Source organism: Pseudomonas sp. (genome assembly GCF_037994325.1).
In the GTDB taxonomy this organism is placed as follows: domain Bacteria; phylum Pseudomonadota; class Gammaproteobacteria; order Pseudomonadales; family Pseudomonadaceae; genus Aquipseudomonas.
This window is the reverse complement of record NZ_JBBNAH010000279.1, coordinates 1-11241: the sequence shown is the minus strand read 5'-3', so window position 1 is coordinate 11241 and position 11241 is coordinate 1. Positions and strand designations below refer to the sequence as shown.

Sequence of the window (11241 nt, the reverse complement as noted above, 5' to 3'; positions counted from 1 at the left end):
CATCGAGGTAGATGCGGTCGGTTTCGCCGGTAAAGGTCACGTCACCCTGCTGCCGGCGCAGTTCCCAGTTTTCCAGGGTTTCGATGTAGTGCGCACGGTCCAGGCCTTCGATGCGCGCCTGGTGGATATCGCTGACGGCAAAGTAGGTGTGCAGCGCCTGGCTCAGGGCCAGCGGCTGGTCACTGCCGTTGTGGCTGGTGAGGGTCAGTGTCAGGTGCTCGGCCAGGTCGACGGTGTAACTGAGCTCAATGTCCTTGGGCAGATTGGGCAAGGTGTCGGCGCTGGGAACAAGGGTGAAGGTCAGGCTGACGGCGTCGTCTTGTTGGTCGATGCCTTGCAACTGCCAGTCCAGACCGCGCACCGGACCGTGGGCGGGTGCCGGGGCGCCGGCGTGCAGTTGCTGAATATCTCGCGGGTTGCGCGCCAGGTCGCCAAACCAGGGCCAGCACACCGGCACACCGCCGCGTACCGATTGGCCTTTTTTATAGGCCGCTTCGTCGCTAAGCCAGATGATCGGCTGCTGGCCGTGCTGTTGATAACGCAGCACTTGCGCGCCTTGCTGTGCCACCAGTAACTCCGCCGTGGCGGTGCGCACGCGCCAGCAGACCAGTTCATCCAGCTCGATATGTTCGACGTGAGGGGCGGTTTGCGGCATGGGGGTGACACTCCGATTTTCAGGCGAGAACAACTCAATCGGGTTCGGTTTAGCGCCGTGGCACCGGCCGAGTGCGGCCACTGCCATCAATGGCGACAAACACAAACACTGCTTCGGTCACTTTGCGCCATTCGCTGGAGAGCGGGTCGTCGCTCCACACTTCCACCAGCATCTGGATTGAGCTGCGGCCGATTTCCAGGGTTTGGCTATAGAAGGAAAGCTGCGCGCCAACGGCAACCGGCACCAGAAAGGCCATGCGGTCGATGGCTACGGTGGACACCCGCCCGCCAGCAACTTTGCTGGCCATCGCGGTGCCGGCCAGGTCCATCTGCGAGACCAGCCAGCCGCCGTAAATATCGCCAAAGCCGTTGGTTTCGCGCGGTAGCGCGGTAATTTGCAATGCCAAGTCGCCTTGTGGCGTTGGGTCTTCTTGTTCGAGTTCAATCATGCGTTGGTGCCTCTTACCCGTCACTCTTATTGGAGGTGGCCAGTCTCGGGCTTGACTGCTCACTCGGCTAACAGGCCGCAAGTTGGGTTCGCAGAAGACCCGGCCGCTCTAGCTTGGGGTGATTACCAGGCTGGACGCAGACAGGCGGCAGTATATCGGGGGTTTTGCCCTAGCACGACTACGCAGTCTTAGATTTGACCGGGAACGTGTCATTGCTGTGTCGTTTCGTCGCAATTTGCTATCGTGCGCGCCTGCCGCGCGGGGCTTGCGCCCGCTGTGGCTGCGCTTTTAGCCGATGAGAAGCCTATTTTTTATGTCCACCGCCGACTTGCCCGCCACGCCACCTAGCCGTCCGCTGACCCGCAGCGATTACAAAACCCTGTCGTTGTCCGCCTTGGGCGGTGCGCTGGAGTTTTATGACTTTATTATTTTTGTGTTCTTCGCTGCGGTGGTCGGCAAGTTGTTTTTCCCGGCAGAAATGCCCGATTGGCTGCGCCAGATGCAAACCTTCGGCATCTTCGCCGCCGGTTATCTAGCCCGGCCTTTGGGCGGCATCGTGATGGCCCATTTCGGTGATCTGCTGGGCCGCAAGAAGATGTTCACCCTGAGCATATTTATGATGGCCGTGCCCACGTTGCTGATGGGTTTGCTGCCGACCTACGCGCAAATCGGTATGTGGGCGCCCATTGCCCTGCTGGTGCTGCGGGTGATTCAGGGCGCCGCCATTGGTGGTGAAGTGCCCGGCGCCTGGGTGTTTGTGGCCGAGCATGTGCCGGCGCGGCATGTTGGTTACGCCTGCGGCACCCTGACGTCGGGGCTCACTGCCGGCATTTTGCTCGGCTCGTTGGTCGCGACTTTATTTAATAGCGTGTTCACCCCGGAAGAATTGCTGGCCTACGGCTGGCGCGGGCCGTTCCTGCTCGGTGGGGTGTTTGGCTTGTTCTCGGTGTACCTGCGCCGCTGGCTGCACGAAACCCCGGTGTTTGCCGAATTGCAGCAGCGTAAAGCGCTGGCCGAGGAAGTACCGCTTAAGGCGGTGGTACGCGATCATCGTGGCGCCATCCTGTTGTCGATGCTGCTCACCTGGGTGCTGTCAGCCGGGATTATTGTGGTCATTCTGATGACCCCAACCCTGCTGCAAACGGTCTACCACTTCAACGCAGCCACGGCGTTGCAGGCCAATAGCCTGGCCATTGTGTTCCTGAGTTTGGGTTGCATCGGCGCTGGCGCCCTGGCCGACCGTTTTGGCGCGGGCAAGGTGTTTATCGTCGGCAGCTTGTTGTTGCTGGCCAGTTCCTGGACCTTTTACACGAGCATCAGCACCCACCCCGAATGGTTGTTCCCGCTCTACGCGCTGACAGGCTTGTTCGTGGGCACGATAGGCGCGGTGCCGTTTGTGATGGTTAATGCCTTCCCGCCAGCGGTGCGCTTTTCCGGGTTGTCGTTTTCCTACAACCTGGCCTACGCAATCTTTGGCGGGCTGACACCGATGATGGTCACCCTACTGCTCAAGACCGACCCCCTAGGGCCGGCCTATTACGTGGCAGCGTTGTGCGGCCTGGGCTTGTGCGTCGGCCTGTACCTGCTTACTTCGAAGCGCTGATCCGCCAAATCTTATTGCCGACATCGTCGGTCACCAGCAGGGCGCCCTGGCTGTCGTTGGCGACATCCACGGGGCGGCCTTGCGCTTCGCCCTCAGCGTTAAGGAAGCCGGTGAGCACGTCTTCTGGCATGCCGTCGGGTTTACCACCTTTGAACGGCACAAAAATCACCTTGTAGCCGGCGCGTGGGTCGCGGTTCCAGGAACCGTGCTGGGCCACGAATAAACCGTCCTTACGCTCCGGCAACGCGCTTTTCTCACCAAAGACGATACCCAGCGACGCGGTATGCGCGCCCAAGGCATAGTCCGGCACCAACGCTTTGGCCACCAGTTCGGGGTTCTGCGGTTTTACCCGCTCGTCCACATGCTGGCCGTAGTAGCTGTAGGGCCAGCCATAAAAGCCGCCTTCTTTAACCGAGGTGATGTAGTCCGGCACCAAGTCGTTGCCGATTTCGTCACGCTCGTTGACCGCCGTCCATAACGCGCCGGTGCTGGGTTCCCAAGCCAGGCCGTTGGGGTTGCGCAGGCCGGTGGCGAACAGGTGTTTATCGCCACTGATGGGGTTGAGCTCCCAAATCGCCGCGCGGCCTTCTTCTATATCCAGGCCGTTTTCCCCGACGTTGCTGTTGGAGCCGACCGTGACGTAGAGCTTTTTGCCATCGGGGCTGGCGATCAGGTTTTTCGTCCAGTGATGGTTCAGGCCGGCGGGCAGGGCCGTGACCTTGGCAGGCACCGCGCTGATTTCGGTTTGCCCTTCTATATAAGGCACACGCACCACGGCGTCGGCGTTGGCGATAAATAGGTCGTTGCCGATCAGGGCCATGCCGAACGGCGAGTGCAGGTCTTTAAGGAAGGTGGTGTGTACTTCGGCGATGCCATCGTGGTCGGCGTCGCGTAGCAGGCTGATGCGATCGGCGCTGGGCACGGTGGCGCCGGCTTTGGTCATGATTTTGTTGGCAATCCAATCCTTGATCTTGAAGTCGGTATCGTCGGCGGGCGCCGGTGCATTGGTTTCTGCCACCAGCACATCGCCGTTAGGCAGTACGTAGAGCCAGCGCGGATGGTCGAGGCCTTCGGCAAACAGATTTACCTTGGTGCCCGGCGCCGCCACCGGCAACGCACCCACCGGCCAACCTACGGCCTTAGCGACATTTACCGTTGGCAGCAAGCCAGAGTCGGGCGCTGGCAGGGTCGGGTTCGGGCCATAGCTTTTTAGCGCATCGGCCGGCGGGGTTTGCGCGCAGCTTATGCAGGCGACAGCGAGAAGGGACAACGGCAGTAAGCGAACCAAGTGCATGGGGCAGTCTCCGGGGCGATCCAAGGTGGCTCAGTAAGTGACAGCGTAGTGATGGGGTTGTTATGAAAACCTGCCCACCTAACGGGATGATGGCCTTTCATCTAATTGTCATATTCAAGACATAGAGTCGTCACACGGCCTACAGATACTTGGCCCCGTTCCAACACAACCCTATCCTGCTAGGAGCAAGGCATGAAACTTAAGCGTTTGATGGCGGCCCTGACTTTTGTCGCCGCTGGCGTCGCCACCGCAAGCGCGGTTGCCGCTGTTGACCCGTCGATTCCGTCTTACACCAAGACCACCGGCGTATCCGGCAACTTGTCCAGCGTTGGCTCTGACACCCTCGCTAACCTGATGACCTTGTGGGCTGAGGAATACAAGCGCCTCTACCCTAACGTGAACATCCAGATTCAGGCCGCTGGTTCTTCCACCGCGCCACCCGCTCTGACCGAAGGCACCGCCAACCTCGGCCCAATGAGCCGCAAGATGAAAGACGTTGAGCTGCAAGCCTTCGAAAGCAAGTACGGCTACAAGCCGACTGCCGTTCCAGTTGCTGTCGATGCCTTGGCCGTATTCGTGCACAAAGATAACCCGATCAAAGGCCTGACCATGGCCCAGGTTGACGCCATCTTCTCCGCCACCCGCCTGTGCGGTGGCACCAAAGACGTGAAAACCTGGGGCGACCTGGGCATCACCGGCGACCTGGCAAACAAGCCAGTGCAACTGTTTGGCCGTAACTCGGTGTCCGGCACCTACGGCTACTTCAAAGAAGAAGCCCTGTGCAAAGGCGACTTCAAAGCCAACGTCAACGAGCAGCCTGGCTCCGCGTCGGTGGTGCAGTCCATCAGCTCCTCGCTGAACGGCATTGGTTACTCGGGTATCGGCTACAAAACCGCTAGCGTTCGCACCGTTGCCCTGGCTAAGAAAGAAGGCGGCGAGTTTGTTGAAGACAACGAAGAGAACGCCCTGAACGGCAAGTACCCGCTGTCGCGCTTCCTGTTCGTATACGTGAACAAGGCGCCGAACAAGCCGCTGGCCCCGCTGGAAGCTGAGTTTGTGAAGCTGGTTCTGTCGCAACAAGGTCAGCAAGTTGTCGTGAAAGACGGCTATATCCCGCTGCCTGCCAAGGTTGCTGAGAAAGCCCTGAAAGACCTGGGTCTGTAAGACCCGGCGGAGCGGTTCGCGCCGTTCCGCTGCTACTACAAAGCGCCGTCGGGTGATCCCTGGCGGCGATTTCGCAAGCCTGCTGTACCCATGAACGTGGTTTCATCGGTCAGTGGGTTTTTTGCGTCACTGCTTTGTCATGTTTCTGTCATACAGAGCCGCTAGGGTGTGCGCATGAACGATCTGGCCAATTCCCCCATGACTGCGAATTCCTCCTCCGGACGCATTGATTTCAATACGCCCGAGCTACAACGCAAGCGCCGCATCCGTGCGCTTAAAGACCATTTGGCGCGCTGGTACGTAATGATCGGCGGCCTTTCTGTGCTTGGCGCTATTACGCTGATCTTCTTCTATCTGGGCTACGTGGTGTTCCCCTTGTTTCAGGGCGCCGAGCTGACCGAGAAGAAGGTGCAAAGCCCGGCATGGCTGCAACAAGACGCTGGCAAACCGCTGCTGCTCGCCATTGAAGAGCAGAACCAGGTGGCCATGCGCGTTTCCGACAAGGGCGAAGTAATCTTCTTCACGACCAAGTCGGGCGATGAACTCAAACGCTTTCCCCTGACCTTGCCCGCCGGCGCCACCGTAGCCTCCATTGGCCAGGCTCAGGCCGGCAATAACCTGGTGGTGTTGGGGCTGTCTAACGGTCAGGCGCTGGTGTTTAAACACACCTACGTAGTGACCTACCCGGACAACCACAAAACCATCACCCCGCAACTTGATTACCCCTACGGCGAAGCGCCGCTGAGCATCGACCCGCAAGGGCGTGCGCTTGAGCACGTTAGCCTCAGCGCCAATGACGAAACCCTATTGTTGGGCGCTTCCAGTGGCAGCGAACTGCTGATGCTGTCGCTGACCAGCGAAGAAAACATGATGACCGGCGAAACCACGCTGACGCAGGACCGTGTGGTCTTGCCACAGATCGCCGACCCGATCAAAGCGCTGTATATCGACCCGCGTCAGCAGTGGCTGTACGTGCTTAACGGGCGTGCCCAGGCCGACGTATTTAACCTGCGTGATCGCACCCTTAACGGCCGCTACAAACTGCTGGAAGACGCCGACGCCGAAGTGACCGCCAGCACCCAGTTGCTCGGTGGCATCTCGTTGATGATCGGTAACTCCAAAGGTGGCATCAGCCAGTGGTTTATGGCCCGCGACCCGGATGGTTCGTCGCGCCTCAAGCACATCCGCGACTTCCAACAAGGCACCGCGGCCATTGTGCAGATCAACCCGGAAGAACGCCGTAAAGGCTTCGTTGCCCTGGATGCGGCCGGTGAGCTGGGCGTTTACCACAGCACCGCCGAGCGCACCTTGCTGGTGGAAAAAATTGTCGACGGCAAAGGCGCGCTGGCTATGTCGCCACGGGCCAACCGCTTGCTGGTGGAAGCGGGCACCGAGCTGCACCCGCTGACCCTGAAAAACCCGCACCCGGAAGTGAGCTTTAGCGCGCTGTGGGGCAAGGTCTGGTACGAGAGCTACGACGAGCCTAAGTACATCTGGCAATCGACCGCCGCCAACACCGAGTTCGAACCCAAGCTGAGCCTGGCGCCGCTGACCTTCGGTACCTTGAAAGCCGCGTTCTACGCCATGCTTCTGGCCGCGCCGCTGGCCGTGGCTGCTGCCATCTACACCGCTTACTTTATGGCGCCGCGTATGCGCCGCAAAGTAAAGCCGGTGATCGAATTGATGGAAGCACTGCCGACGGTGATTCTCGGCTTCTTTGCCGGCCTGTTCCTGGCGCCGTATGTGGAAGGCCACCTGCCGGGTATTTTCAGCCTGCTGATTCTCACGCCGCTGGGCATCTTGCTCGCCGGTTGGGGCTTTAGCCGCTTGCCTGAGTCGATCCGCCTGCGCGTTCCCGAAGGTTGGGAGTCGCTGACCCTGATCCCGGTGATCCTGCTGGTTGGCGCCGTGGCGCTGGGCATGAGCCCGTATATGGAAAACTGGTTCTTTGGCGGCGATATGCGCCTGTGGATCTCCCACGACCTGGGCATCACCTACGACCAGCGCAACGCCCTGATCGTCGGCCTGGCCATGGGTTTTGCGGTGATCCCGAACATCTTCTCCATCGCCGAAGACGCCGTGTTCAGCGTGCCGCGCAGCCTGACCCTGGGCTCGCTGGCACTCGGTGCTACCACCTGGCAAACCATGACCCGCGTGGTCATCCTCACCGCCAGCCCGGGCATCTTCTCGGCACTGATGATCGGCATGGGCCGTGCGGTGGGTGAAACCATGATCGTGCTGATGGCCACCGGTAACACCCCGGTCATGGAAATGAACCTGTTCGAAGGCCTGCGCACCCTGGCGGCCAACGTCGCGGTGGAAATGCCGGAATCGGAAGTCGGCGGCAGCCACTACCGCGTGCTGTTCCTCTCGGCACTGGTACTGCTGCTGTTCACCTTCATCATGAACACCTTGGCCGAACTGATTCGTCAGCGTCTGCGCAAGAAATATGCAGCGCTCTAAAGGATGAACGCCGTGAAGAAGAATTCCCTCAACGCATGGTTCAAAAGCGGCTCGCCAGGCATCTGGATGAGCGGCGGCGCGGTCTCCATCGCCGTGATCATGACCATCGGTTTGCTCCTGGTAATTGCCGTGCGCGGTCTGGGCCACTTCTGGCCAGCCGACCTGCTGCAAGCCACCTACTCCATACCCGGGCAGCCTAGCCACCTGGTTATCGGCGAAGTGGTGCAGGCCGAAGAAGTGCCGCTGGCGCGCTTAAAAGGTGCCGGCTTGCCGGTGCCAGACAACGGCCCGGAGTTTATGACCCGCGAACTGCTCAAGGTCGGTAACCGTGATATCTACGGCAGCGACTTCACCTGGCTGGTCGGCGACTGGCTGGTTGAGCAGAAAAAACCGGTGGAGCTGATGACCCTGGTGCGCCGTGAATGGGGCAACTTCTACGGCACCCTGGTCAGCGTAAAAGAAAGCGGCAAAGTGATTGCTGAAGGTGAAGCCGGCTGGCCAACCCTGCAAGAGCGCATCGTCCGTGTTGAAGGCCTGGCCGCGCAATTGTCCAAGCTGGAAAAGAAAGACATCGGCGCGATCAACCACGACCTCGAACGCCTGCGCCTGAAAACCCGCAAGCTGGAACTGGAAAAAACCCTCACCGCCGAAGCCCAAGCCGACATCGACGCCGAGCGCGCCGAGTTGGACGCCAAGTACAAAGGTTTGGAAGGCCAACTGCTGGAGCTGCACCAAGCGGTCGACCGCGACAGCGTGGTGGTGCGTGAAGCTGACGGCAAAGAGATCGAAATCAGCCTGGGCAAAATCGTCCACGCCTACCAGCCCAACGGCATGAGTGTGTTCACCAAGTTGCGCATGTACTTCGCTAACTTGTGGGAATTCCTCTCCGACGACCCCCGTGAAGCGAACACCGAAGGCGGTATCTTCCCGGCCATTTTCGGCACCGTGATGATGACCCTGATCATGGCCATGATCGTTACCCCGTTCGGCGTGCTGGCCGCGGTGTACCTGCGTGAATACGCCAAGCAGGGCCCGCTGACCCGCATCATCCGCATTGCGGTAAACAACCTCGCCGGTGTGCCAGCGATTGTCTACGGCGTGTTTGGTCTGGGCTTCTTTGTTTACGTGCTGGGCGGCTCCATCGACCGCCTGTTCTTCGCCGAAGCGCTGCCGGCGCCGACCTTTGGCACGCCGGGCCTGATGTGGGCCTCGCTGACCCTGGCGATTCTGGCCGTACCGGTAGTGATCGTGGCCACCGAAGAAGGCCTGGCGCGCATCCCTCGCGCCGTGCGTGAAGGCTCCCTGGCCCTCGGCGCCACCAAGGCAGAAACCTTGTGGAAAGTCGTGCTGCCAATGGCCAGCCCGGCGATGATGACCGGCATGATCCTCGCTGTGGCCCGCGCCGCAGGCGAAGTGGCGCCGCTGATGCTGGTAGGTGTGGTGAAACTGGCGCCGTCGCTGCCAGTGGACGGCAACTACCCGTACCTGCACCTGGACCAGAAGATCATGCACCTGGGCTTCCACATCTACGACGTCGGCTTCCAGAGCCCCAACGTCGAAGCAGCCCGCCCGCTGGTATACGCCACCGCGCTGTTGCTGGTGATGGTGATTGCCGGCTTGAACCTGTCGGCGGTGGCTATTCGTAACCACCTGCGCGAGAAGTACAAAGCGCTGGATCACTAAGCTGTAACCCGAACTTATCGCTGGCGGCACCTGCGGCCAGCCAAACGTACACAACGCATTGAGGTCTCTCCATGCAGCATGAAAGCCAGCCACACGGCATGAACATTTCTGCCCTTGGCCGTGAAAAACAGAACCTGACCCTGGCCAACGAGCCGGTGACCCTGGAAGTGCCCGGCCTGAGCCTGTTCTACGGCGACAAGCAGGCGCTCTACGACGTCAAAATGAATATCCCCAAGCAGCGCGTGACCGCCTTTATCGGCCCGTCCGGCTGCGGCAAGTCGACCTTGCTGCGCTGCTTTAACCGCATGAACGACCTGGTGGACGGCTGCCGCGTTGAAGGTGAAATCAACCTCGACGGCACCAACATCTACCGCAAAGGCGAAGATGTCGCCGAGCTGCGTCGTCGCGTTGGCATGGTGTTCCAGAAGCCCAACCCGTTCCCGAAAAGCATCTACGAAAACGTTGCCTACGGCCTGCGTATTCAAGGCATCAACCAAAAGCGCGTGCTCGACGAAGCCGTTGAAGCCTCGCTGCGTGGCGCCGCCCTGTGGGACGAAGTGAAAGACCGTCTGCACGAGTCGGCCCTAGGTATGTCCGGTGGTCAGCAACAACGTCTGGTTATCGCCCGCACCATCGCCGTACAGCCCGAAGTGCTGCTGCTCGACGAACCATGCTCGGCACTCGACCCGATCTCCACCCTGAAAGTGGAAGAGCTGATCTACGAGCTGAAATCCAAGTTCACCATCGTCATCGTCACCCACAACATGCAACAAGCCGCGCGGGTGTCCGACTACACCGCGTTTATGTACATGGGCAAGCTGATTGAGTTTGGTGACACCGACACGCTGTTTACTAACCCAGCGAAAAAACAAACCGAAGACTACATCACCGGTCGCTACGGCTAGTCGCGGTCAGTCCCCTCTCCCGCTTGCGGGAGAGGGTTAGGGAGAGGGGCTTTTGCGTTATCTGCCAACCCTCACCCCCGGCCCCTCGCCCGCAGGCGGGAGAGGGGAGTCAAACCCCGGTTCAGGACATGCACATGATCAACAAAGACAGCCTCACCCACCATATTTCCGCGCAGTTCAACGCTGAGCTGGAAGAAGTGCGCAGCCACCTGCTGGCCATGGGCGGCTTGGTGGAAAAACAAGTTAACGACGCCGTAACCGCGTTGATCGACGCCGACTCGGGCCTGGCCCAGCAAGTGCGTGAAATCGACGACCAGATCAACCAGATGGAGCGCAATATCGACGAAGAATGCATCCGCATTCTCGCCCGTCGTCAGCCGGCTGCTTCCGACCTGCGCTTGATCATCAGCATCTCCAAGTCGGTGATCGACCTGGAACGCATCGGCGACGAAGCGACCAAAATTGCCAAGCGCGCCATCGAGCTGTGCGAAAACGGCGAATCGCCGCGCGGCTACGTGGAAGTGCGCCATATCGGCGACCAAGTGCGCAAAATGGTTCAGGAATCGCTCGACGCCTTTGCCCGTTTTGACGCCGACCTGGCCTTGTCGGTGGCCAAGTACGACAAAACCATCGACCGCGAATACAAAACCGCCCTGCGCGAACTGGTCACCTACATGATGGAAGACCCGCGCTCCATCACCCGTGTACTGAGCATCATCTGGGTACTGCGCTCGCTGGAACGCATCGGCGACCACGCGCGCAATATCGCTGAGTTGGTCATCTACCTGGTACGCGGCACCGACGTTAAACACCTCGGCCTGGCGCGTATGGAAGAAGAAGTGAAGGGCACCGCCGACAGGTCGTAAGGCCTGCCGTTGTTGCTTTGTAGGGTGCGCTGCGTGTTCAGCCGGGAGACATAGGTAACAGGTGTCGGGAGACATAGGTAACGCATTTAGGCTTAGGCAATCCTTCGAATCGGGAGATCGAGTGATGCCATGGTCGGAGCGAAGCACTATGTCGATTAGA

9 protein-coding genes are annotated in these 11241 nt (G+C 60.0%); 6 read left to right on the top strand and 3 right to left on the bottom strand.

The window, feature by feature from the left end:
- The coding region (locus tag AAAB16_RS09375) for a D-hexose-6-phosphate mutarotase (protein ID WP_340663092.1) at window positions 1-655 on the bottom strand (655 nt) is incomplete at its 3' end.
- Between the two features lie 49 nt (window positions 656-704).
- The gene (locus tag AAAB16_RS09370; protein WP_108095192.1) at window positions 705-1103 is read right to left on the bottom strand and encodes an acyl-CoA thioesterase; all 399 of its coding nucleotides are present in this window, start codon (window positions 1101-1103) and stop codon (window positions 705-707) included.
- A gap of 313 nt (window positions 1104-1416) precedes the next feature.
- On the opposite strand from AAAB16_RS09370, the gene AAAB16_RS09365 reads away from it, so the two are divergent.
- Entirely contained in the window at window positions 1417-2706 is a 1290-nt protein-coding gene (locus AAAB16_RS09365) for an MFS transporter (protein WP_340663091.1), read from the top strand.
- Here the strand turns inward: AAAB16_RS09365 and AAAB16_RS09360 are convergent.
- Complete coding sequence (locus AAAB16_RS09360; RefSeq protein WP_340663090.1) at window positions 2690-4000, bottom strand: sorbosone dehydrogenase family protein; 1311 nt, start codon at window positions 3998-4000, stop codon at window positions 2690-2692. The genes AAAB16_RS09365 and AAAB16_RS09360 overlap by 17 nt on opposite strands.
- 192 nt (window positions 4001-4192) lie before the next feature.
- Between AAAB16_RS09360 and AAAB16_RS09355 the strand changes: the two genes are divergently transcribed.
- The 5 genes from AAAB16_RS09355 (at window position 4193) to phoU (ending at window position 11081) form a co-directional block, all read left to right on the top strand.
- The gene (locus AAAB16_RS09355; RefSeq protein WP_340663089.1) at window positions 4193-5164 is read left to right on the top strand and encodes a phosphate ABC transporter substrate-binding protein PstS; all 972 of its coding nucleotides are present in this window, start codon (window positions 4193-4195) and stop codon (window positions 5162-5164) included.
- 174 nt (window positions 5165-5338) lie between these two features.
- Window positions 5339-7627, top strand: coding sequence for an ABC transporter permease subunit (locus AAAB16_RS09350; protein WP_340663088.1), 2289 nt, complete (start codon window positions 5339-5341; stop codon window positions 7625-7627).
- A 3-nt stretch (window positions 7628-7630) separates the two neighbouring features.
- The gene (gene pstA, locus AAAB16_RS09345) at window positions 7631-9310 is read left to right on the top strand and encodes a phosphate ABC transporter permease PstA (protein WP_340663087.1); all 1680 of its coding nucleotides are present in this window, start codon (window positions 7631-7633) and stop codon (window positions 9308-9310) included.
- A gap of 71 nt (window positions 9311-9381) precedes the next feature.
- Window positions 9382-10215, top strand: a complete 834-nt coding sequence (gene pstB / locus AAAB16_RS09340; protein WP_340663086.1) for a phosphate ABC transporter ATP-binding protein PstB — start codon at window positions 9382-9384, stop codon at window positions 10213-10215.
- A gap of 134 nt (window positions 10216-10349) precedes the next feature.
- Window positions 10350-11081: a phosphate signaling complex protein PhoU gene (gene phoU / locus AAAB16_RS09335; protein ID WP_340663085.1), complete on the top strand. Its 732-nt coding sequence runs from the start codon at window positions 10350-10352 to the stop codon at window positions 11079-11081.
- The last annotated feature ends 160 nt before the right edge of the window (window positions 11082-11241 follow it).